General features: G+C 61.7%; 22 protein-coding genes. 10 read left to right on the top strand and 12 right to left on the bottom strand.

Features of this window, described 5'->3' with window-relative positions; all coding sequences use genetic code 11:
* Positions 1-84 precede the first annotated feature (84 nt).
* The 8 genes from VK792_RS05950 to VK792_RS05915 are packed head-to-tail and all read left to right on the top strand — an operon-like array spanning position 85 to position 8,638.
* The gene (locus VK792_RS05950; protein WP_326296448.1) at positions 85-1,017 is read left to right on the top strand and encodes a tripartite tricarboxylate transporter substrate-binding protein; all 933 of its coding nucleotides are present in this window, start codon (positions 85-87) and stop codon (positions 1,015-1,017) included.
* A gap of 55 nt (positions 1,018-1,072) precedes the next feature.
* A complete protein-coding gene (locus VK792_RS05945; RefSeq protein ID WP_326296447.1) occupies positions 1,073-1,603 on the top strand; it encodes a tripartite tricarboxylate transporter TctB family protein in 531 nt (176 codons plus the stop codon).
* Complete coding sequence (locus VK792_RS05940; protein WP_326296446.1) at positions 1,603-3,207, top strand: tripartite tricarboxylate transporter permease; 1,605 nt, start codon at positions 1,603-1,605, stop codon at positions 3,205-3,207. Before VK792_RS05945 ends, VK792_RS05940 begins: the two co-directional genes overlap by 1 nt.
* Complete coding sequence (locus VK792_RS05935) at positions 3,188-4,444, top strand: cytochrome P450 (protein ID WP_326296445.1); 1,257 nt, start codon at positions 3,188-3,190, stop codon at positions 4,442-4,444. The genes VK792_RS05940 and VK792_RS05935 overlap by 20 nt, the downstream gene beginning before the upstream one ends.
* Before the next feature lie 8 nt (positions 4,445-4,452).
* A complete protein-coding gene (locus tag VK792_RS05930; protein ID WP_326296444.1) occupies positions 4,453-5,745 on the top strand; it encodes a glutamine synthetase family protein in 1,293 nt (430 codons plus the stop codon).
* Positions 5,745-6,470, top strand: coding sequence for a type 1 glutamine amidotransferase (locus VK792_RS05925; protein WP_326296443.1), 726 nt, complete (start codon positions 5,745-5,747; stop codon positions 6,468-6,470). The genes VK792_RS05930 and VK792_RS05925 overlap by 1 nt, the downstream gene beginning before the upstream one ends.
* Before the next feature lie 4 nt (positions 6,471-6,474).
* Complete coding sequence (locus tag VK792_RS05920; protein ID WP_326296442.1) at positions 6,475-7,275, top strand: IclR family transcriptional regulator; 801 nt, start codon at positions 6,475-6,477, stop codon at positions 7,273-7,275.
* Between the two features lie 10 nt (positions 7,276-7,285).
* The gene (locus VK792_RS05915; protein WP_326296441.1) at positions 7,286-8,638 is read left to right on the top strand and encodes an aspartate aminotransferase family protein; all 1,353 of its coding nucleotides are present in this window, start codon (positions 7,286-7,288) and stop codon (positions 8,636-8,638) included.
* A 46-nt stretch (positions 8,639-8,684) separates the two neighbouring features.
* On the opposite strand, the gene VK792_RS05910 is transcribed toward VK792_RS05915, so the two are convergent.
* Positions 8,685-9,320 (bottom strand): alpha/beta family hydrolase, encoded by a 636-nt coding sequence (locus VK792_RS05910; RefSeq protein ID WP_326296440.1) that lies wholly within the window; start codon positions 9,318-9,320, stop codon positions 8,685-8,687.
* Positions 9,321-9,394: 74 nt separating this feature from the next.
* Positions 9,395-9,706 (bottom strand): ETC complex I subunit, encoded by a 312-nt coding sequence (locus VK792_RS05905; protein ID WP_326296439.1) that lies wholly within the window; start codon positions 9,704-9,706, stop codon positions 9,395-9,397.
* Positions 9,707-10,069: 363 nt separating this feature from the next.
* Between VK792_RS05905 and uvrB the strand changes: the two genes are divergently transcribed.
* Complete coding sequence (uvrB, locus tag VK792_RS05900; RefSeq protein WP_326296438.1) at positions 10,070-12,268, top strand: excinuclease ABC subunit UvrB; 2,199 nt, start codon at positions 10,070-10,072, stop codon at positions 12,266-12,268.
* A gap of 4 nt (positions 12,269-12,272) precedes the next feature.
* Here the strand turns inward: uvrB and VK792_RS05895 are convergent, their stop codons facing one another.
* The 3 genes from VK792_RS05895 to VK792_RS05885 all read right to left on the bottom strand — a co-directional run bounded on the left by VK792_RS05895 (position 12,273) and on the right by VK792_RS05885 (position 14,508).
* Entirely contained in the window at positions 12,273-12,722 is a 450-nt protein-coding gene (locus VK792_RS05895) for a hypothetical protein (RefSeq protein ID WP_326296437.1), read from the bottom strand.
* A 112-nt stretch (positions 12,723-12,834) separates the two neighbouring features.
* On the bottom strand, positions 12,835-13,428 hold the full coding sequence (locus tag VK792_RS05890) for a rhodanese-like domain-containing protein (protein ID WP_326296436.1): 594 nt from the start codon (positions 13,426-13,428) through the stop codon (positions 12,835-12,837).
* Between the two features lie 93 nt (positions 13,429-13,521).
* Positions 13,522-14,508 carry a 2-hydroxyacid dehydrogenase gene (locus VK792_RS05885; protein WP_326296435.1) on the bottom strand — a complete coding sequence of 329 codons (987 nt, stop codon included), beginning with the start codon at positions 14,506-14,508 and terminating at the stop codon, positions 13,522-13,524.
* 260 nt (positions 14,509-14,768) lie between these two features.
* Here VK792_RS05885 and VK792_RS05880 point away from each other — a divergent pair, with 260 nt between their 5' ends.
* Positions 14,769-15,230, top strand: coding sequence for an SH3 domain-containing protein (locus VK792_RS05880; protein ID WP_435404833.1), 462 nt, complete (start codon positions 14,769-14,771; stop codon positions 15,228-15,230).
* A 16-nt stretch (positions 15,231-15,246) separates the two neighbouring features.
* Here VK792_RS05880 and VK792_RS05875 read toward each other — a convergent pair whose 3' ends face one another.
* The 7 genes from VK792_RS05875 to VK792_RS05845 all read right to left on the bottom strand — a co-directional run bounded on the left by VK792_RS05875 (position 15,247) and on the right by VK792_RS05845 (position 23,001).
* Positions 15,247-16,038 carry a Hint domain-containing protein gene (locus VK792_RS05875; protein ID WP_326296433.1) on the bottom strand — a complete coding sequence of 264 codons (792 nt, stop codon included), beginning with the start codon at positions 16,036-16,038 and terminating at the stop codon, positions 15,247-15,249.
* Between the two features lie 391 nt (positions 16,039-16,429).
* Positions 16,430-17,341 carry a lipid A-modifier LpxR family protein gene (locus tag VK792_RS05870; protein WP_326296431.1) on the bottom strand — a complete coding sequence of 304 codons (912 nt, stop codon included), beginning with the start codon at positions 17,339-17,341 and terminating at the stop codon, positions 16,430-16,432.
* A gap of 99 nt (positions 17,342-17,440) precedes the next feature.
* A complete protein-coding gene (locus VK792_RS05865) occupies positions 17,441-18,631 on the bottom strand; it encodes an ABC transporter permease (protein WP_326296430.1) in 1,191 nt (396 codons plus the stop codon).
* Between the two features lie 5 nt (positions 18,632-18,636).
* Positions 18,637-20,280 carry an ABC transporter permease gene (locus VK792_RS05860; RefSeq protein ID WP_326296428.1) on the bottom strand — a complete coding sequence of 548 codons (1,644 nt, stop codon included), beginning with the start codon at positions 20,278-20,280 and terminating at the stop codon, positions 18,637-18,639.
* Between the two features lie 4 nt (positions 20,281-20,284).
* Positions 20,285-20,572, bottom strand: a complete 288-nt coding sequence (locus VK792_RS05855) for a DUF1330 domain-containing protein (RefSeq protein ID WP_326296427.1) — start codon at positions 20,570-20,572, stop codon at positions 20,285-20,287.
* A 100-nt stretch (positions 20,573-20,672) separates the two neighbouring features.
* Complete coding sequence (locus tag VK792_RS05850; RefSeq protein WP_326296426.1) at positions 20,673-21,779, bottom strand: extracellular solute-binding protein; 1,107 nt, start codon at positions 21,777-21,779, stop codon at positions 20,673-20,675.
* A 118-nt stretch (positions 21,780-21,897) separates the two neighbouring features.
* Positions 21,898-23,001 carry an ABC transporter ATP-binding protein gene (locus VK792_RS05845; RefSeq protein ID WP_326296424.1) on the bottom strand — a complete coding sequence of 368 codons (1,104 nt, stop codon included), beginning with the start codon at positions 22,999-23,001 and terminating at the stop codon, positions 21,898-21,900.
* Positions 23,002-23,396 lie beyond the last annotated feature (395 nt).

The raw sequence follows: 23,396 nt of genomic DNA, 5'->3' as shown, positions 1-23,396 counted from the left end.
ATGCTTGACAGGTGGGCCGAATCTACCTGAAGATATTTGATACGCTAAGTTCAAATAATGAACCATCCTAACAGGGAGCTTCCCATGAAAACCTTTTGGACGGCAGTTGCCACGGCCGCCATCGCGCTGGCTGGTCCGGCGCTGGCCGAATACCCGGAAAAGCCTGTCAGCTTCATCGTTCCGTGGCCTCCGGGCGATTTGGAAGACGTGCTGACCCGCATGATCGCCGAGGATTTCCAGGCAGAGTACGGCATCGCGGCAGCAGTGGTGAACAAGCCCGGTGGTGGTGGTGGCCCGTTCCCCGGTGCCATTGACGTGGCCACCGCCCCTGCGGACGGCTATACCATCGGGTCTTTCGTACCGGCAGTTCCGCTGATCGGGCACGAAATCGACATTCCCGAACTGACCCCCGAGAAGTTCGACCCGATCGGTATCTTCCTCACCTACCCGTTCGTCATCGCTGCGATGGGCAACGCACCTTATTCCTCGATGCAGGAACTGGCTGCCTATGCCAAGGACAACGACGTGGTGCTGGGTCACTTCGGTGACGTGCTGACACCGACGCAGGTGACCAAGGCGCTGGCAAAGAACATGGGCTTCGAATGGTCTGCCGATGCGGCGTTCGACGCGCTGGACTGCAACACGCTGGCGTCGGGTGACGCGGACGTGATCAACACCACGTTGCAGCTGATCCTGCCCTGCCTTGACCAGGTCAACGTGCTGGTGTCGATCACCGGCGAACGCATTTCCAAGGTGCCCGACACCCCCGCCATCGGCGAAGTCGACCCCGAATTGAACATTGCGCTTTGGAACGGCTTGTTCGTGCTGAAGGACACTCCGCAAGACGTGCGCGACAAGATTGCCGCCGTTGCCGAAAAAACGGTGATGAGCGACCGCGCACAAGCGGTGGCCGCGGAAACCGGTGCGCTGGTCTATTGGATGGACGCCGCCGAAAGCGCCGAGGTGATCGAAGCCGACAAGGCCACGCTCGGCACCATCTCGGGCCTGCTGGAATAAGCCCGTCGAAGGGGCGCGACCTGCGCCCCTTCCCTTCCGTTTCCGGAGCATTGTCATGAGCCAAGAGGCTGATCTTTCGCCGAAGACACGCGGCGCGGGGCAAGTTGTCTTTGTCCTTGCCGCCCTGATCCTGTCGCTGCTGCTGCTGTCGCAAATCCGCAGCCAGACCGCGTGGGTCGATGGCACAAAGCTGACCGCGCAGCCCCGGTTCTGGCCATCGGTGGCGTTGATCACCATGGTACTGGGCTTTGGAATGCACGCCTGGCGCATGACACGCCGCCGCCCGAACCGGACCGATTGGGTCGAACTGCGGCGATGGGCCGAACCGCTGGAATACGCGCTTTGGTTCATGGGGTTCGTCTGGCTGGTGCCGCTGGTCGGTTTTCTGCCGATGAGCATTGCCTTTTCCGTCGCGCTGACCTGGCGCGTGGGCTATCGCAGCGGGCTCATGACCGGCCTTGCGGTGGTGTTCGCGGCGACCGTTGTCGTGGTGTTCAAGGGCCTGCTGGGGGTCAAGATTCCCGGCGCGGCGATCTATGAATACCTTCCCGGCGCTTTGCGCAGCTTCTTCATACTGTATCTCTGATGGACGTATTTGCAGACGCTCTTTTGGTGCTGGCACGCTGGGACGTGCTGATCGCCCTTCTGGTCGGGTCCATCGGCGGTGTCGCCATCGGCGCGATCCCGGGGGTTGGCCCAGCGGTCGCCATTGCCATCCTGCTGCCCGCCACCTTTTCGCTGGATCCCATCGTCGGACTGACGGTGCTTTTGGGGATCTATGGTTCTTCGATGTATGGCGGATCGATCCCCGCCATCCTGATCAATACGCCGGGCACGGCCGTCAACGCGCTGACCACCTATGACGGGTTCCCGATGACCCTGCGCGGCGAAGGCCGGCGGGCGCTGTCGCTGGCCTATTCCGCCAGCTTCTTCGGCGGCATCTTTTCGGTTGTGTGCCTGATCCTGCTGGCACCGCTGCTGGCCAAGGTCGCGCCGATGTTCGGATCGCGGGAAATCTTCCTGGCCGCGCTGCTGGGCATCCTGCTGGTCGTGGTGGCGCACAAGGGCCAGATGCTGATCGCGGGGGCGCTGTCGGGGTTCGGGATCCTGCTGGGAACCGTCGGGCTGGAGCCGGTGAAATACACCCGGCGCTTCACCTTCGACCAGTCCTGGCTGGCGGGGGGCATTGACCTGATCGTTGTTGTGCTGGGGCTGTTCGCGCTGAGTCAGGCGTTTCTGCTGCTGACCATGGATGACGAAAAGATCCGCATCACCAAGTCGCGCGGGTCGCTGTTCCAGGGGTTCCGCGAACTGGCACGTCACCCGCGTGTCGCGGCGATCTCTGCCTCTTTCGGGGTGTTGATGGGGATGATCCCCGGTGTCGGTGAATTCACCGCGCAGTTCATGTCCTATACCTCGGCGCGCAAACTGTCGAAAACGCCCGAGGCGTTTGGCCACGGCTCTTCCGAGGGGCTGATCGCGTCGGAAACCGCAAACAATGCGGTACCGGGTGCCGCGATGATCCCGCTTCTGGCGCTGGGGATTCCGGGCGAAGCGCTGACCGCGATGATGCTGTCGGTCTTCTATGTGCACAACGTGGTGCCGGGGCCGGGGCTGTTTGCGTTCCAGATGGATTTCATCGTGGCGCTGTACCTGGCGCTGCTGATCCTGAACGTTCTGGTCGTGGTGTTCCTGCTGATCTCGACCGGTTGGCTGGTCTACCTGACCAAGATCCCAAACCGGTTCCTGGGTGTCTGCATCCTGTTGCTGAGCTTTGTGGGAGTCTATTCTATCCGCAATTCGGGCGTGGATTGCGCCATTGCCGCGGTTTTTGGCCTGATCGGCTACGTGCTGAAACGGCTGAACCTGCCGATCGTGCCGATCGTGCTGGGCATGGTTCTGGGCGGCATCATGGAGGTCAAGCTGCGCGCGGCGATGAACCGGGTGAAGACACCGATCGACTTTATCGACCGGCCTATCGCCTTTTTGCTGTTCTGCATCATCGTGGTGATCTGCGTCAGCACCCTGTGGCGGGTCTGGCGTGAATGGACGCCGGTGGACCGCCGCAAGCCCGGCAAGAAAGCCTCGGCCCGGTTCGCCAAGCGACTGGCTGGACGGCACACCCGCCATTTCGACGATCGTCTGAAAATTCAAAGAAGGACACGGCGCTATGACCATCTGGGTTCCTGATGACGACGGCTTTGCCGATCTTGGCAGCCATGACGCCTTTGCCAACGGCGCACCCTACAACACCTTTGCCCGCTTGCGTCGCGAGGACCCTTGCCACTGGTCTGACTTCGAACATGGCAAGGGCTACTGGTCGATCACACGCCATGCCGACGTGGTCGACATGATCCGTGACGTGGAAACCTTCACATCCGCCCAAGGGATCCGGATGGAGGACCAGACCCACGAGGAATACATGGCGCGCCGGACCTTCCAGGAAACCGACGGCGCCGAACACCGCAAGGTGCGGATGAAAGTGGCCAAGGCCTTTTCGCCCGGCGTCGTCGCGGGGTTCGAGGATCAGATCCGCGACCTGTGCGGACCGATCCTTGACCGGGCACTGGAACAGGAACGCTTTGACGCCACCACCGCGATTGCTCGCGAACTGCCGATGCGGATGCTTGGGCAGATCCTTGGGGTCCCCGATCAAGACCTGGCATGGCTGGTCGACAAGGGCGATGCGTTGATGGCCAACACCGACCCCGACTTCACCGACCACGTGGCCGACAAGCTGGAAACCAATGCGTACCGGCTGATGCCGTTCAATTCCCCCGCCGGGGCAGAGCTGTACGAATACGCCCGCGACCTGATGGAGCGGAAGAATGCGGCAGGAGATACCCAAGGCATCCTGCACCTGATCCTGCAACCGGACGAAAACGGCGAGACCATCAGCGAAACCGAGTTTCGCAATTTCTTTTGCCTTCTGGTTGCGGCGGGCAACGACACGACTCGCTATTCCATCGCGGCCGGTATTCAGGCACTGGCACGTCAGCCAGGTCTGTTCGAACAGATGCAGTCGGGTGAGGTTTGGGGCACCGCAGCGGATGAGATTGTCCGCTGGGCATCCCCCGCGAGCTATTTCCGCCGCACCGCCACCCGCGATGTGGAAATTCACGGCAAAACCATCCGCGAGGGCGACAAGGTGCTGTACTGGTTCCTGTCGGCCAACCGTGACGAAGACATGTTCCCCGATCCCTATCGCCTTGACCTGACGCGCAAGCCGAACCGGCAGTTGGGCTGGGGGCAGGGCGGACCGCATGTCTGCCTTGGTATGCACCTGGCGAGGCTAGAGGTGCGGGTGCTGTTCCAGGAACTGGTTCCGCGCCTGAAATCCATTGAACCCGACGGGCCAGAGGCCTTTGTCCGTTCCAACTTTGTCAATGGCATCAAGCGGCTGCCTGTCCGCGTCACGCTGAACTGAGGACCATCATGGCCGACCGACTGCGCGCTTTGTTCATCGACCACCTGTCGATCCCCCGCGGCAAATACCTGCCGCCGTCCAAGATTGGCGACGGGTCATCGCGGTTTGCCCGCGCCACCTTTGGCGTGCACTATGACCGCGACCTGCTGCTGGATGCGCCGCACGCGATGGTCCGGCAGGGCATGCCCGACATGGAACTGCACTGGCGGGGCGACGACATCCGCACCGGATGGGAACGCGATACCAAAGTGGTGTTGGGCGACCTTTTCGACAATGACGGCGCCCCCCTGCCGCTGTGCCCGCGCGGCGCGCTGAAACGGGCGATTGCCGATTGGCAGGCGCACGGGCTGACGCCCAAGCTGGGGATCGAGTTGGAAGCCTACGCGCTTCAAGGCAACGAGAACGGCAAGCTTCAGCCCTATGACGCGCCGGGCGGAGTGGTCTATGGCACCGGTCCGTTTGCCGACCCGATGCACATGAACGATATCATCTGGCGCAAGGCCGAAGAGCTTGGCTTCAAGCTCGACATGATCACAGCGGAATACGACAGCCCGCAGTTCGAATACACGCTGACCTTCGACGACGCGCTGAAAGCGGTGGACGATATCGTTCTGTTCCGTCTGATGGCGCGGGAAATCGCGCTGAACCATGGGATCATCCTGACCTTCTTGCCGAAACCGGTACCGGAACTGGGTGGGTCGGGAATGCACATCAACTTCTCGTTCACCGATCAGGACGGCAAGAATGCCCTGGCCAACGGCGACAAGGGTGGGCCGGATCACCTGAACGACCTGTCGCGCGGCTGCCTGGCCGGACTGGTGCATCACCACCAGGGGCTGGCCGGACTGCTGGCACCGACCGCCGGGTCTTACCTGCGGCTACAACCGGGCGCGATGTCGGGCTATTGGCAGAACTGGGGCGGCGATCACCGCGGCGTGACAACGCGGGTGTCGACCGAAGGGGGGGCAAAGGCCCGGCTGGAACACCGGATGGCCGATGCCTCTGCCAATCCCTACACCGCCGCTGCCGCTGTGCTGCAAGCGGCACGCCTTGGGTACGAAGCCAGGATGGCGCTGCCGCCGATGGAAACCGGTGACGGCTTCGACAAGATCGACGCGAAACAGGGCACCGCTCCGAACCTGCGCAAGGCCATGCGTGACCTGCAAGCCGACACTGCACTGACACAGGCGGTGGGTGCCGAACTGTGCGCACATCAGGCGTTCATGAAGGATCACGAATTCCGCAAGACACGCGATCTGGAGCCAAACGCCTTGCTTGATTTTTATGTATGGTTTGTCTGATGCGGATTGCGGTGCTTATCACCAATACCGATGACAGCGCCTTTGCCCGCGCGCGACCGGACGACGGCGAAAAATTCGCCACCCTGCTGGCAGAGGTGCGCCCGGATTGGACCGCCACGCCGTTTTGGGTGTCCCGGGGGGACTTTCCGGCCGACCTGTCCGGTTTTGACGGCGTTCTGGTAACCGGTAGCCCGGCTTCGGTGTCGGACGATGCGTCTTGGATTGCCAGGCTCGAGACCGTTTTGGCAGATGTCATCGGCCGCAGGCAGCCACTGTTCGGGGCCTGTTTCGGCCACCAACTGATTGCAAAGGTGCTGGGCGCGCGGATCGTCCGCAACCCGGGTGGCTGGGGCCACGGGCTGTTGCAGGTGACGCGCTGCGGCACCGCGCCGTGGTCGGGCGATGAGCCAGGCTTTGCACTGTATGGCTCGCATATCGAACAGGTTGCGCGCTTGCCTGACGGGGCGACGGGTCTGTTTGCCGGGCCGGGTGTTCCTGTCGCCGGGTTCGCGGTGGGCGCCCATGTCTTCACCATCCAGCACCATCCGGAAATGACCCACGGCTTCATCACTGACCTTGTCGAGGAATATGCCGACGTGGTCGGCCCCGCGGTGACAGACCGCGCCCGCGTTTCGCTGCACCAACATGCCGATCGCACCGCATTTGCCGAAGAAATCGCACGGTTCTTTGACTGTGCGCAGACAGCAGACGGACAGGGGGGATAGGGCCATGGGCACAATCACAAAGGCGCTGGAACTGCTGACCTTTTTTTCCTCAAACCAGTCGCAGATCGGCCTGACGCAATTCGTCAAGCTGTCAGGTCGCGACAAGGCGACCGTGCATCGACATCTGACCGAACTGGAACAGAACGGGTTCCTCGAACAACACCCCGAAAGCCGCGCCTACCGGCTTGGCCCGGCGCTGCTTCGGCTGGCCGCCGTACGAGAAGCCGGTTTTCCCGTACGGGCGCTGTTGCGGCCGGTGGTCGAGGGCCTGTCGGAACAGGTGGGTGAACTGGCTCACGCGTCGCTGTTGCAGGGCGACGCGCTGTCGCCCGTCATTCACGCCGATCCGCGCCTGCATGGCACGCAGGTTCATTTCGACCCGGCCGAGGTGCTGCCGCTGCACGCAACGTCATCGGGGCTGGCGCTGTTGGCCTTCGCCGATAACGCGCTGCGCGAACGGGTGTTGTCGCGGCCCCTGTCGATGCACACCGGGCACACGATCACCGATGCCGCCACCCTACGCCGCATGATCGACGACGTGCGCCAGACCGGCATCAGCCAGTTGTCGGGTGCCTTCGACGAAGAGGTCGTGTCACAGGGCGCACCGCTGTTTGCAGAAGGTGGCCGGGTGATCGGCGCCATGTCCATCGCGGTGCCCCGCGTCCGCGCCCGCCCGGACCGCGACGCGATTCTTGGCCGCCACCTGGCCGAGGCGGCGCGCAAGGCATCACTTTCGCTGGGGGCAGAGGTGCAGGACCTTCCACCGCTGTTCCACGCCCCCGTTTCCAAGTTGCCAGCAGACTAAGAGGCCCACGATGAAAGACATCAACTTCCTCAAGGAAAACAACGCCCGCCAGATCTGGCACCCGATGGCGCACCCCGCCGACAGCCAGGCCAACCCGCCGGACATCATCACCGAAGGCGAAGGGGTTGAAATCACCGATGTCGACGGCCACCGCATGATCGACGCGGTGGGAGGGCTGTGGAACGTGAACCTGGGCTATTCCTGCGCCCCGGTGAAGGCGGCGATTTCCGCTCAGCTGGAAAAGCTGCCGTACTATTCGATCTTCCGCGGCACGTCGAACGACAACGTGATCGAGCTGGGCTGGATGCTGCAACAGTTCTTTGCCGAAGACGGGCTGACCCGGGCGTTCTATACCTCTGGCGGTTCGGACAGCGTGGAAATCGCGCTGCGCCTGGCGCGGCAATACCACAAGGTGCGTGGCGAAGGCGGGCGGGTGAAATACCTGAGCCTGAAGAAGGGCTATCACGGCACCCACACGCTGGGGGCGTCGGTCAATGGCAATGCCAATTTCCGCACCCAGTACGAACCGCTAATGCCGGGGTGTTTCCACATCCCGGCCCCCTACCCCTATCGCAACCCGTTCAATGAAACCGATCCGGCCCGGCTGGCCCAGCTGTGCCTTGCCGCACTTGAGGACGAGATCGCCTTTCAGGGGGCGGAAACCATTGCCGCTTTCATCATGGAACCGGTGCTGGGCGCAGGCGGGGTGATTCCGCCACACGAAAGCTTCATGCCCGGGGTGCGCGAAATCTGCGACCGGCACGGAATTCTGCTGATCGCGGACGAGGTGATCACCGCCTTTGGCCGCACCGGCGATTGGTCCGGGTCGCGCCATTGGGGCGTGAAGCCCGACTTGATGTGCACCGCCAAGGCAATCACCAACGGATATTTCCCTTTCGGCGCTGTCATGGTGTCGGAAAAGGTGGCCGAGGTGTTCGAGAACGACAAGACCGGCAAGGGCGCGATCGGGTCTGGATATACCTATTCCGGGCATCCGGTGGGTGCGGCCGCGGCCATCGCCTGCCTTCAGGAAACCGAACGCTTGCAGGTCAAGGACAACGCCGCTGCGCGCGGGACGCAAGTCTATGATGGGCTTCTGGCGCTTCAGGCCAAGTACGACATCATAGGGGACGTGCGCGGCGGGCACGGGCTGATGTCGGCGATCGAGCTGGTGTCGGACCGGACGGCCAAGACGCCGCTGGACAAGGGGGCCATCGCGCGGATCCACAGGGCCACCTATGAGGACGGCGTGATGGTGCGGGTCTCTGGCCCCAACCTGATCCTGTCCCCGCCGCTGGTTCTGACCTCGGCGCATGTCGACAAGATCCTGTCGGCACTGGATACCGGGCTTTCGGCGGCGTGACCCGCTTGCCAAGGCGTTCAAAAGGGGCGGGATCTCCGTCCCTTTTTCATATCAGCCCCCGGCCCCAGTTCGCGACAAGACTGCATGCTTGATCAAGGTGGTCTTCAAGACTGCACCCGGTCACGCGTTTGCGCGGTTTCAGGTCGTGATCGCCGTCTTCCAGCCAGTGCACCTGCACCTCGGGCGACAAGGTCAGTGTTTCAACCTCGGCGCGGGTGCCAAGCGGGTCGCGGGTGCCCTGACAGATCAGGGTGGGACATTTCATACTAGGCAGGTGTTGCAGCCGCAGAGCATCGGGCTTGTTCTGTGGGTGGAACGGAAAGCCAAGGCACATCAGGCCCAGGATTCGGCCGCTGGCATAAAGATCGTCGGCGATCATGCTGGCGATACGTCCGCCCATGGACTTGCCCCCGATGATCAACGGGCCGTCGCAGGCCAGCGCGTTGATCGCGGTCATATACTCTGGCACCATGGTTTCGGCCGCGCCCGGCGGGCGCCTGGAACCGCCATTGCGCCGCGCCGCCATATAGGCAAATTCAAACCGCGCCACACGAAACCCACGCAAAGCCAGCCCTTCGGCCACGGCGGTCATCCACGGGGTGTCCATCGGCGCGCCAGACCCGTGCGCCAGCAGAACCGTGGGGCGCCCGGGCTCCTCCCCGTTCAGAAGAAGATCAACCATGTTTTCCAACAGATATGGAAAAGGCACCCGCCTGGGCTCCTTGCGCCGCGCTGAACGCTGACTGAGACAGCACGTCAGTGCGTCCAGGCACTGCGCCGATCAACCGCGAAGTTCTCGGCGTAGCCGCGCGGGCGGATGTTGGGCTTGCGCTTTTTTGGCTCGACCACAACGGCGTCGATCCCATGTGCCTTGGCGTAGTCGAGAGCAGCCTCTTTGCTTTCGAAACGCAGCTTCACCTGGCTTTGCGTGTCGCTGGACGAGGTCCAACCCATCAGCGGGTCAATGTCGCGGGCGGAGCCCTGCGGGTATTCCAGAACCCATTGATGGGTCTTGGCCATTCCCGACGACATGGCAGTTTTTGCAGGCTGATAGATACGCGCACCCATGGGCACCCTCCTTTGATCCGCAGGTTTTATGCGGGATTCTTGCACGCGGGGCAAGCGTCTAGACCATTGGGGGGCAACGCCAAACAGCAGCGCTTGGCCGACAATGAAAGCACGGGGAGCGAGGGGTGGATATAATGCGCCTTCGTCGCCGGCCAAACCTGCTGCTTGCAGAATTAAAATTATGCGAGAATTCATTTTTGGGAAACAAAATTTTTCACCTCGAAGCACGTCTTCACATTTTTTCGCCGCACCGGCCTGTCCTGCCGGTTTCTGGCAGGATCCACTGGCAAAATCCGGGGAACCGCCCTTGCAAGACGGGCCGCGCCGCACAAGTCTAGCAACGAATCCGCCGGAGGCCCGTCCATGCCCTATGCCCATTCAGACAAGTCGCTCGTTGCGCTGCACGCACCGGCCGAAGACGTGCGCAGCCGTGAAAAGCTGGAAGGCGGCATTCGGTTCACCATGCATTCCGAATTCGAACCGGCGGGCGATCAGCCCATGGCGATCAAGGAACTGGCCGCAGGCGTGATGGACGGGGAGCGCAACCAGGTGCTGTTGGGGGCGACGGGTACCGGCAAGACCTTCACCATGGCCAAGGTGATCGAGGCAACCCAGCGCCCCGCCATCATCCTTGCCCCAAACAAGACGCTGGCAGCGCAGCTTTACGGCGAATTCAAGGGGTTTTTCCCCGACAACGCGGTCGAATATTTCGTCAGCTACTATGACTATTACCAGCCCGAAGCCTATGTTGCGCGGTCCGATACCTATATCGAGAAGGAAAGCCAGATCAACGAACAGATCGACCGGATGCGCCACTCGGCCACCCGGGCGCTTCTGGAACGCGATGACGTGATCATCGTCGCGTCGGTGTCGTGCATCTATGGTATCGGGTCGGTTGAAACCTACGGGGCGATGACGCAGGATCTGCAGACCGGTGGACTGTATGACCAACGTCAGGTGATCGCCGATCTGGTCGCCCAGCAATACCGCCGCAACGATCAGGCGTTCCAGCGCGGGTCGTTCCGGGTGCGGGGTGACAGCCTGGAAATCTGGCCCGCCCACCTTGAGGACCGGGCCTGGAAACTGTCCTTTTTCGGCGAGGAGCTGGAATCGATCACCGAATTCGATCCGCTGACCGGCACCAAGACCGGCAGTTTCGACCGCATCCGCATTTACGCCAATTCGCACTATGTCACGCCGAAGCCGACGATGAACCAGGCCATCGTGAACATCAAGAAAGAGCTGCGGCAACGGCTGAACCAACTGGTGAATGACGGCAAGCTGCTGGAAGCACAGCGGCTGGAGCAGCGCACCAATTTCGATCTGGAAATGCTGGAGGCGACGGGCGTCTGCAACGGGATCGAGAACTATTCCCGCTACCTGACAGGGCGTGCGCCGGGTGAGCCGCCCCCCACCCTGTTCGAATTCATCCCCGACAACGCCATCGTCTTTGCCGATGAAAGCCACGTCTCCGTTCCGCAGATCGGTGGCATGTACCGGGGCGACTATCGCCGGAAGTTCACGCTGGCCGAACACGGGTTTCGCCTGCCCAGCTGCATGGACAACCGCCCCCTGAAATTCGAGGAATGGGACGCGATGCGGCCCCAATCCGTTTTCGTATCTGCCACCCCGGCGTCTTGGGAACTGGAACAGACCGGCGGTGTTTTCACCGAACAGGTCATCCGCCCCACCGGTCTGTTGGACCCGCAGGTTGAAATCCGCCCCGTGGAAATGCAGGTGGACGACCTGCTGGACGAGGTGCGCAAGGTCAGCGCGGCGGGCTATCGCACGCTGGTCACGACGCTGACAAAACGCATGGCCGAGGACCTGACCGAGTATCTGCACGAACAGGGCATTCGCGTGCGCTACATGCATTCCGACATCGACACGATCGAGCGGATCGAGATCCTGCGCGATCTGCGGCTGGGGGCCTTTGATGTGCTGATCGGCATCAACCTGCTACGCGAAGGTCTGGACATCCCTGAATGTGGGCTGGTGGCCATTCTGGATGCCGACAAGGAAGGGTTCCTGCGGTCCGAAACTTCGTTGATCCAGACCATCGGGCGGGCGGCGCGAAACGCCGATGGCCGGGTTATCATGTACGCCGACCGGATCACCGGGTCGATGGAACGCGCGCTGGCCGAAACCGACCGTCGCCGCGGCAAGCAGATCGCCTATAACGAGGAACACGGGATCACCCCGGCCACCGTGCGCAAGAATGTCGATGACGTGCTGGCCGGGCTGTATCAGGGCGATGTGGACATGAACCGCGTCACCGCCAAGATCGACAAGCCGATGGCAGGCGCCAACCTGCAGGCCGTCCTGGACGGGCTGCGCACCGACATGCGCAAGGCCGCCGAGAACCTGGAATTCGAAGAGGCCGCCCGCCTGCGGGACGAAATCAAGCGCCTGGAAGCGGTGGAACTGGCCGTCGCCGACGACCCGCTTGCCCGGCAGGCCGCGGTCGAGGCCGCATCCGAAGAGGCCGTCGCCCGCAAAGGCCGGTCAACCGCTGGTCGTCCGGGGCAGCGGGGCGGGAACGTGAAGCGACGGAAGCGTTGATCCGTCACCCCAGGACGCGTTGGTAGTCATCCGGCAACGGACTTTCCTGGGAAGCGGCGCGCCCGCCTTCGCGGACGAAAGCACTGACCGTGGCACCATGGGCGCGGATCAGCTTTACCACGTTTGGATCGTCCGAGGTTTCCAGCACCTCGACCCCGTTTTCCGTCAGGTTCACCGTCATCTGAACTTTGTCGGCCTGCGCGAACAACTCGGCAAAAGCCGGATCCCAGAACCGCAGGCCGAATTTCTCTTTCACCCGACGGTGCATTTCCTGCGCGTGGTTGTGCAGCAGCGGTACAAGATCCGGCGCATCGGTCCAGGTATGGGCGCGGATACCGTTGGGAACCTCTGTCACCTCTCGCCGGATGTCGGCGTGACGGCGCAACAATTCGTGGAATACAGATTGATCCCGCTGATGGCGGGCGCGGCGGTCGGTCAGTTGGGGGGCGTTCATCGGACAACCTGCAAGTTTCTTATGTTATTTCATTACAACCCGATCCGGCCCCGAAAAGGTGCTGAAACGTCACAGGGGAAAAGCGGGGTGCGCAGGCGCACCCCGCCCGCGTTTATTCGCCGCCCGCGACGGTCAGGCCCAGCATACGCCAGCCCTGCATCCCCCAGCGGTAATAGCTGATCTTGTCGGCGGGATAGCCCGCCTCGATGATCCGGCGGATCGCAGCGGGGGACTGGCCGCACCATGGGCCGTTACAGAACAGGACGATCGTCTTTGTCGTTTCTGGTTCGCAGATGAAACCGTCGAAATCGACCTCGCAGCCCAGTTCGTCCAGCCTGTCGGCCATTTCGGTATAAGGCATGCTGACCGATCCGGGGATGGTTCCGGTCGCCCAGTCGGGACGGACACGGCTGTCGATCACGACCGTTTCGGGGTCTTGCAACGCGGCCAGAAGCTCCAGTTCGCCAATCGTAGTCACACCTTCTGCCGGCGTCATCGGCTGGATGCAGAAACTTGGACAGGGGCGGGCGATCCGAGCGAAATCCCCTTCGATCACCGCATCGGTATTCTGCTCTCGCTTGATTTCAACAGGGCCAGCAGGTGTCTGAACCGTGACCGAGGCCACATCGCGGGTAATGTTGACCTCTTGCGCGACGACAGGCGTGGCCAGCGCCAAGCCCAGAATTGCGGTTGCGAACGCTTTCATTTCGGATCTCCCTTCCTGTTTTTGGCTATAGTTCAGGTTGCACGTCCGCGCGCTGATCGCAATCGAAGGCAGGAAGGCCCGTATCACACCCGATCACAACATTGCAGGAACGACCATATCGGGCGGCCGATGGCCATCGGCAAAGGTCTTGACGTTGATAATGACCTTTTCCCCCATCTCGACCCGGCCTTCGGCAGTCGCGGATCCCATATGCGGCAGCATCACCACGTTGGGCATATTCCGCAATTCGGCATTGCCGCCGAATCCGTGTTGGTACACATCCAGCCCGGCCCCCGCCAGTTCCCCGGCCCTGAGCATTCGGGTCAAGGCATTTTCGTCGATTACCTCGCCGCGCGAAGTGTTGACGATCACCGCCGAAGGTTTCAGCAGCTTCAGCCGCCGGGCATTCAGCAGGTGAAAGGTGGACGGCGTGTGCGGACAGTTGACCGAGATTACGTCCATCCGCGCGACCATCTGGTCAAGGCTTTCCCACCAGGTCGCCTCCAGCCCCTGTTCGACCTCGGGGCGCAGCCGGCGGCGGTTGTGATAATGGATCTGCATCCCGAAGGCCTGCGCGCGCTTGGCGACGGCCTGACCGATCCGGCCCATGCCGAGGATCCCCAGCCGCTTGCCGCCGATCCGGCTGCCCAGGAACGCCGTGGGCGCCCAGCCCTGCCAGTCGCCGTTCTGCATGACGGCCAGCCCTTCTTGCAGGCGGCGGGTGACAGCCAGCATCAGGGCCATGACCATGTCAGCGGTGTCGTCGGTCACGACGCCGGGCGTGTTCGACACCAGAATGCCGCGTTGCCGGGCGGTGTTCACGTCAATGTGGTCAAAACCGGCGCCATAGTTCGCGATCAGCTTCAACCGGTCGCCCGCCTGTCCGATCAGCCCCGCGTCGATCCGATCGGTGATGGTAGAGACAAGCACATCGGCGCTTTGCATTGCGTCGATCAGCTCTCCGCGCGTCATCGGCACGTCTTCGTCGCGCAACTTGACATCGAAAAGTTCGGTCAATCGCGTTTCAACCACCTCTGGCAAGCGTCGCGTCACGACAACACTCAGACGATTTGATGGCATGTAACGCCTCCCCGCTCTTTTCCCGATCCGGCCTCTCTGCCAGAGTGTCCGAAGTCAGGTCGGGGCACAAGAACCCCGCCGAAAAAACATCGGGCAGGATCAAGAGAATGAGCTGGACTCTGGTCAAGGCTGGCGTGGTTGCCACGCTGATTTTTGGTTTGTCATCTGTAACGGTCAATGCGGGCCAGGGGAACGGCGGCGGCGGTGGCCAGTCGCACCAGAGCGGCGGTGGCGAAGGGCCGCGCGCCGAAGGCAAGGACCTGCACCTTGCCGGCCTGCCGCACCGGCAGAAAAAACGCGGCCCCGAAACCAACCTGCCGATCCCCCGTTTCGTGTCAATGAAGGCGAGCATGGGCAACGTGCGGCGGGGTCCGTCGCTGACCCACCGGATCGACTGGGTCTACAAGCGCCGCGACATGCCGTTGATGATCACGGCCGAATATGGCCATTGGCGGCGCGTGCAAGACCGCGACGGTGCCGGCGGCTGGGTGCATTATTCGCTGTTGTCCGGGGTGCGCACCGTCATCGTGCAGGACGAAATGGCCGATTTGCGGACTCGCCCCGACGAACGCGCCCCGATCGCAGCACGGCTGGAAACCGGCGTCATTGCACGACTGGGCGACTGCACCCTGGCTTGGTGCGAGGTTGAAGCTGGCGGCTATGATGGCTGGACGCTGAAAGCCGGGTTGTGGGGCGTCGAAGCGGACGAGATTCGGAACTGACGCCGGGCGGGCTGTCTCAGGCGGCCCGGTGCAACAGGATCGCGGCCTCTGGCCGTGTCAGGACGCGCCGCGCATGGCCGCCATAGGGGGCCTGCCCCAGGGTCTGCTCCAGTCGCTCGCGGTCCGACTGGTCCAGCATCGCCGGATCGGCGTCATCGGGGTGGAAGCTTTCGCACTCCACGCCATTGGCGACGATCACCTCATGACGGTTCAGCAGGATGTGGACATAAGTTATGTCGCAGCGTGGGGTTTCACGGAAAATGCGGCTGTCGTCGATCAAATCCTGCGCGGCGACCAGAACCTCTGACTGGCCATAGATCGACTGCGCCTGCGGGCTGCGTACAAGGATGCGGTGCCGCGGCGATACCAGCAGATCGCGATCTGGCACACCGGTACCAAAAGCCGCTGCACGGATCCGAACCGGCGCAAGACCTGGAAAACTGCGCAGGCGGGTGGTGGAAAACCGGCGCTGACCTGTCCACAGCACCTGTTGCGGACCGTTGTCGCGGGTCTGAACCCAATCGCCCGGGCGCAGGTCTTGCACCTGGCGGGGGCCACGCGGTGTGGTGATCGACGTACCGGATGCAAAGCAGATGACGCCCGGCGATGTTTCGCGGGGCTGGGGCCGGCTGACCTCTGCCACCCAAAGCTCTTGCGCCTTGGGGGGCAGAGGGCCGTGAAAAACGACCAACGGCGCGCTACCATTGACGTGCTCAAGGAGCATTACCCTGAAAACTTGCGCGCCGTTGGTCACGATAAACCCGCCTTGGGTCAGCTGACGCTGGACCTCCACCTCATCGGAGTTCATCGTATCCAAATTCGTTTTGCCAAGCCGCAACAAGCGAGACACAGCGCGAGATGCGCTTTGCCTCAGTTCCGTTTCGCCTTCCGCGCCGCACAGCGTCAGGATCCCGTCGGGCCCGTCAACGCGCAGGGGCGTCCCCTGCCATTCCCAAGTGGCCCCGACGCGGAGCATCGCCGTCGGCGCTGCGTCAAGACCATCGATCAGTGTCTGCGACCAAGGAAGAACGAACGTGCCGCGGTAGCCCGTTGCCATATCCTGTTTTGTCTGCTCATTATGTTTTTATTACAAATAACAATACAACACCGAAATTTTTGAGAAAAGAGGTTAGTTGTTTTATCCTTGAATAATAAAGGCTTCTATCCATCACCCGTTGAGTGACGCCAATTCTCAACAATCAGAAGTCGTATTTGATCCGGATCGACTTGACCAACTGGCCTTCTGGTTGCGTTGAAAATTCCTTGCTCAGCCACGTCCAGCCATAAAAGGCAGACAGTTTTCGACCCTGCCAATGCACCCCAGCCCGGACGCGGCCGCGGGTTTCCTCGATGTCATAGCCGGGTGATTCGGGCAGGAAAACGCTGTGAGTGACATGGGCCAGGTCGGCACCGGCGGTCAGACTGACACCCCGAAGGTCGTTCCAGACCGTGCGATAGCGCTGCCCGGTGATCCGGTCACGCACCAGCAATTCGGATTGGCCAACGGTGCCGAACGTCACGTCGACCCCCGACCGCACCAGTGTTTCCGCGCCGGCGCGCAGTTCGGCAAAAGGCCGCATCGCCAGTTTTCCGGTCCGGTAGGTCTGGCCGATTTCGAACACGGCCGTCGGATAAATCCCGTCGCCAACCTGCTGCGCGGTGACCGACGGCTTGGGCGTCGCCAACCCGAGTGCGTCGTGCCAGAAGGTTTGAAAATCCGTCAACCCGGTCTGCGGGCCGGTGAACACCACGTCACCGCCCAAGGCATATTCGATGCCCCGACGCTGAAAATGGGTGTGCAGCCCAATCGACAGTGCCCCGGCAAAGGGTCGATCCGTCGGGCGCTGCCAGCGGATGCTTTGCGGGGAAACCAGCGCCGCCTCGAACCGGTATTCCAGCAGTTCGCCCAGTGCCTGCGGCACCGCGCCAGACCAGCTCAAACCACGGATCCGGCTGGACTGCATGCTGCCGGTCTGCCAGCGATCGCGAGAAGCGAGAAGCGAGTCGTTGCTGATCAGGCGTCCATAGCCAAGCTTCACACGCTCGCCCGCCAGCACGGGGGCGCCCAGCCACACAGCCAGGGCAAAGACAACGGCAATCCAGCGGTACATCTGCGCGACCTCTTTGGGTTTTTTGCCTCAGCTAGCCACAAAAAAACCGGCGCAGACAGGTCTGCGCCGGAATAAAGTCGATCTGTTGCAACGCGTCCCTCAGCCCGGCGACATGCCCCGCAACCGTTCCGACCGGCGGCGCAGCATTTCCACCGAGGCCAGCAGCAGGATCGAGATCGCCACAAGGATCGTTGCCGCAGCAAGGATCGTGGGCGAGATCTGTTCGCGCAGACCGGTGAACATCTGCCACGGCAGGGTTTGCAATTCGGCCGAGCCGATGAACAACACCACAACGACTTCGTCGAAGGACGTGATGAAGGCGAACAGCGCGCCAGAGATCACCCCCGGCAGGATCAGCGGCATCTGGATGCGGAAGAACGTTGTCACCGGCCCCGCGCCCATGTTGGCCGCCGCCCGCGTCAGCGACCGGTCAAAACCGACCAGCGTGGCCGTCACGGTAATGATGACAAACGGAATGCCCAGCACGGCATGGGCCAGGACCACGCCCCAGTAAGTGCCGACCAGGCCGACCTTCGAGTAGAAGAAATACATGCCGGTGGCCGAGATGATCAGCGGCACGATCATCGGCGAGATCAGGATCGCCATGATCGCACGTTTGCCCGGCACGTGACTTTGGCTCAGGCCGATGGCTGCCAGCGTGCCCAGGCTGACCGACAGGAAAGTCGCAACCGGCGCGATGCGCAGCGAATTCCATACCGCGCCCGTCCATTCCGGGTTGGTCAGGAAGTCGCGATAGTGCTTCAGGCTGTAGCCCGCCGGATCGAAGCGAAGCATTTCCGGCGTGAAGGTGAAGAAGTCCTCGGCATTGAAGCTCAGCGGCATGACGACAAGGATCGGCGTGATCAGGAAAACGAAGATCGCCCCGCACAACACCCGGAAGCTGTAGTGCCACAGAACCTGCCCAGAGGTCAGGTAGGGGACAAGATGGGTGCGATAGCGGCGTTCCCCGATCCAATAGATGAACCATCCAAAGAACCAGCCGAACAACGCGCCAACCACGATGCCAGCCACCCGGCCCAGCAGGAACCCGACTACGACAAACCCGATCAGAATGCCCCAGCGGACGGTTTTTTCCGCCGTCATCGGCAGCACGTTCATGGCAAGGAATGCCAGTCCCGCCAGCAGCGCCGCGCCGATGACAAACCCCAGAAGGGTCGATCCGTTGGCGGTGCCAATGAAGATGCCCGCAAAGGCCCCGGCCGCCGCGACAACTGGCGCGGTGAAGGACAACGGCATTTTCATTTTCGGGGTGAGGATTGCTTCGCTCATATCGGTTACCCCAGCTTCACGTTGTCAATGCCGACGATCCGGTCGTAGGCCCAGTACAAGAGCAGAACAACCGCCAGCAGGATCGTCCCCAGCGCAGCCGCCAGCCCCCAGTTCAGGCTGGACGAGATGTGATACGCGATCCGGTTGGAAATGAACGTACCTGTCGTGCCGCCCACGATTTCCGGCGTGATGTAATAGCCGATGGACAGGATGAACACGAGGATCGAGCCAGCACCGATGCCGGGCACCGATTGCGGGAAATAGACCCTCCAGAACGTCGTCCAGTTGGTGGCGCCCAGGCTCTTGGCCGCGCGGACATAGCTGGGCGGGATCGTCGACATCACCGAATACATCGGCAGGATCATGAACGGCAGCAGAATGTGCGTCATGGCGATGATCGTCCCCAGCTGGTTGTTGATCATCACAAGTCGCCCGTCATCCGCGACAAGGCCCAGCCAAACCAGTACATCATTGATGACGCCTTGCTGTTGCAGCATCACCTTCCACGCAGAGGTCCGCACCAGAAGCGATGTCCAGAACGGCAAAAGCACTAGGATCATCAGCAGGTTGGCGGTGCGCGCAGGCAGGTTCGACAGCAGATAGGCAATCGGATACGCCAGCAGGATACAGCTGATCGTGATCACCATCGACATGAAGATCGTGCGCTTGAACAAGAAGATATACAGCCGCTCTTTCTCGTCCCGCAATTCGGCGCCTTCGGGCGTCATCTTCATATCAACCGCGTTCAGGAAATACCCGGAAGTATAGGTCGGGCTGAACGCCTTGATCGTTTGCCAGATGTCGGGCTTGACCCAATCCTCGTCGACATCGGCAAAGCCATCGACGAATGAGATCGTCTTGAAATCGGGGGATTTCACTGCATCGGCCAGAACTTGTAGCCGATCCGCGCCGGGGCCGGTATAGCTGCCGACGTTTTGCGAACTGAGGTCCTGATAAAGCGCGGTATGCACCAGAGACCAAGGCTCTTCCTTCAGCGGACTCTTGTTGTCTTCGGTCTGCTGATAGATCGCGAATTGGCGATAGGCTGCCGCCGTACGTGGCAGCGCCGCTGCAACACCATCGCGCAGCTTGAACACCGGTTGCGCGCCGTCCCCTTTGCTCCAGGCTTCCTGTGCGCTGATCCAGGCAGGGTCGCCCATCATCGCGGCCCAGGGTTCGGCCTTGTCCCAATCCTTGTCGATCTTCTTGAACTGCTTCTGGTAGACTTCGCCAATATCATCGAGCCGGCGGCCCGACTTGCGGAAGAGCGACGATGCACCGGTCATTTCATAGTTCAGACGCGATCCCAACCGGGTGACGGTCTTGCGCTCTGATGCGATGAAAAGGTCGTAATAGGCGTCTTCGAACACGGCCTCGGACGGCAGCGCGCTTTTTTCGGGGTCCCAATCTTTCAGGGACACAACCGTGCGCGGCATGGTTTCGGAAACGATCTGGTTTTCGACCGAACGGAACAACATATCCGCGATCGGCATGATGAACGTCGCCAGCACGAACAGCAGCAACGGCGCGACCAGCGCCAGTGCCCGCAGTTTCTGCATCCGCAGGGCACGCGCCAGACTGCTTTTCAGCGGGCGGCCATCTGCCGCCAGCATGGGGCCAGAATTTTCTTTTGTGGATGCATCGCTCATGTGCTCAGGCCCCCTCGACCACGATGATGGTGCTGTCTGCGGTGGCACGGCGAATGTTCGCGACCTCTTGGTACTCTGGGTCGTGATACGCGGCCAGCGCCTGTTCATAGGTTGGGAATTCGATCACGACGTGGCGCTTGTAGGTGCTGCCTTCGACCACCTCTGACTGACCGCCGCGCACGATGAACTTGCCCCCGAGCGCATCAAGGATCGGCGTGTCCCGATCAATGTATTCCTGGTACGCCTCTGGGTCGTTCACGGTGATATGGCCGATGATATAGCCTTTGGGCACAGCCGCCTCCGTCGTCTTTCCTGCGGGGCAAGGCGGTGAACCCGCCTTGCCCTGTGTCTTGTCCGTAGGGTTGGGGGTTTACCCCAGCACTACGCCTGACTTATTGCGCTAGCCACGCCTGGAACTTGGCGTCGATGTCGTCGCGATAGTCGGCCCAGAACTCGTAGTTATACAGGAACGTGTTCTTGGCGTTGTTCGGATCGGTCGGCATGTGCGGCGCCATATCGATGCCCAGGTCGGCGTGCTTGCCAACAAGCGGAGCGGACGATGCGCGTGCCGGGCCGTACGAGATGTACTTGGCCTGATCTGCCAGACGCTGGGTGTCGGTGGCGAACTTGACGAAGTCCATCACACGGGCCAGACGGTCTTCCGGCAAGCCGGCCGGGATGATCCAGCCATCAAGGTCGAACACCTGCGCATCCCAGAGCATGCCGATCGGCTGGCCTTGCTCTTCGATCGCGGCGAACAGACGGCCGTTGTAGGTCGACCCCATCACGACTTCGCCATCGGCCAGCAGCTGCGGCGTGTCCGCGCCTGCGTTCCACCAGACAACGCTGTCCTTGATGGTATCGAGCTTGGCCAGCGCCTTGTCCTGACCTTCCGGGGTTTCCAGAACGTCATAAACGTCGGCCTTGGCGACGCCGTCACACAGCAGCGCCCATTCCATGTTGTTGATCGGGCGCTTTTCCAGCGCACGCTTGCCCGGATAGGTTTCCAGGTCGAATACGGCGCAGATGTCCGACGGCGGCGTATCGCCAACCAGGTCGGTACGATAGCCGAAGGTGGTCGAGTATACGATCTGGGGGATGAAGCAATCCGACACCAGCAGATCGCCGAAGTCGTCGCTGGCCGAGGTGCCGTCAGGTGCCGCTGCCAGAACTTCGTCCGCGTCGATTTCCATTGCCAGGCCTTCGTCGCACAGACGGATGGCGTCGGCAGCCACAACGTCGACCAGATCCCAGGTCACGTTACCGGCTTCGTTCATGGCGCGCAGCTTTGCCACGGCCTCGGCCGAGCTTTCGTCCCAGCTGACCGACACGCCGTCATGCATTGCTTGATACGGCTCGACATAGGCTTTCTGCTGCGATGCCTGATAGGCGCCGCCCCAGCTGACCAGGGTCATGCTGTTGGCCATGTCTTCAGCCATTGCCGCACCAGCTACCACGGTCAGTGCCGAAGTTGCGAGAAGCGTCTTGGTGAGTTTCATAAAAGTCTCCCTAAACTGCCCGTTTTCGGAAGGAGGCCACGCTACGGGCTAAACGATGGGCCCCGTTGGTCATCGCGGTGCCTCAATCCCCTTGAGGTCCACCGCAATTCTTAAAATCTTAGGTCGCATCCAGCGCGCGGCAATCATCCGGCAGCCAGCCGATGTCGATCATCGTGCCGGGTTCCAGCCGCACCTGGTCGGGCGCGTTCCGGGTCTTGATGATGAATTCATCATTCCCTGCCACCTTCAGCCGGGTGCGGAAGATATCGCCCATGTAGATGAATTCCATCACCTCGGCCTTGAGCGTGTGCGCCCCTGCCTGCAATCGGTCCTTGTTGACCTCGACCCGCTCGGGGCGGATCGACACGCGGGTGCGTTCGCCTTCGCGGGTAACGTTGACCGGCTTGGCGTCGATGATCTCTCCATCGTCCAGCCGGACCTCGCAGCGATCACCACTGATCCGGGTCACGACGCCTTCCAGCGTGTTGTTCTCTCCGATGAACTGCGCAACGAAACTGTTTTCCGGGCTTTCATACAGTTGATCCGGCGGCGCCAACTGCTGAATGCGGCCATCGTTGAACACGGCAACCCGATCGGACATGGTCAGCGCTTCGGTCTGGTCGTGGGTGACATAGACCACCGTGATCCCAAGGTTGTCCGCGATGCGCTTGATCTCGAACTGCATATGTTCGCGCAACTGCTTGTCGAGCGCGCCCAGCGGTTCGTCCATCAGCACCAGATCGGCCTCGAACACCAGCGCGCGCGCCAAGGCGATCCGCTGTTGCTGACCGCCCGACAACTGTGCCGGACGACGGCCGCCGAAAGCGCCCATCTGAACCATTTCCAGCGCGCGCTTGACCTTTGCCTCGCGCTCGGACTTGCCCATCTTGCGGACTTCCAGCGGAAAGGACAGGTTTTCCGCAACCGTCATATGCGGAAACAGCGCGTAGTTCTGGAACACCATGCCGATCCCACGCTTGTGCGGCGGGATGTTGTTGATCGGCCGCCCATCCAGACGGATTTCGCCGTGGGTCGCTGTTTCGAACCCGGCAAGCATCATCAGGCAGGTCGTCTTGCCCGACCCCGACGGGCCAAGCATCGTCAGGAACTCGCCCTTCGGCAACTTGAGGTTCAGGTCCTTCACGACCAGCGTTTCGCCATCGTAACTTTTCTGCACACGTTCGAACTCGACGAACGCGTCGTTTAGGTCTTGATCAGCCAAATCAGGCTCCCCGTCACTTTGATCGGTATCTGCGCACCGCTTTTGTCACACCATTGTAAAACGTGGCTCGTTCCAGCTTGCAACCGGATAGCCAAGATTTCCTCCGAAACCTGCGGGAATATGAAGAGATTCTTGCGCAGACCCCACGAAAGCGGCGTTATCTCGAAGAATTCGTCATCCTGCGACCGGTTCGGATCGTCTTGATTCGCCCGTTTTTCGTACAAATGCCCATTTGCACGGCGACCAGGCCGGTTTGTGGGACGCCTGCACTGGCCGTTGCTGCGAAACGTCTGCCAATCGTCGTTTTCCGACCTGACGCCCTAGTGGATTGATCGCGACAAACGAGTCCGAATTGGGATTCCCATTTGGTGCTGGCCGTGCGAGTCATGCTGATG

The sequence above is a fragment of the Mesobacterium hydrothermale genome, from assembly GCF_035818635.1.
Taxonomy (GTDB): Bacteria; Pseudomonadota; Alphaproteobacteria; order Rhodobacterales; family Rhodobacteraceae; genus Mesobacterium_A; species Mesobacterium_A hydrothermale.
Note: the sequence above shows the minus strand (reverse complement) of the source record. Positions and strands in the feature narration are given on the sequence as shown.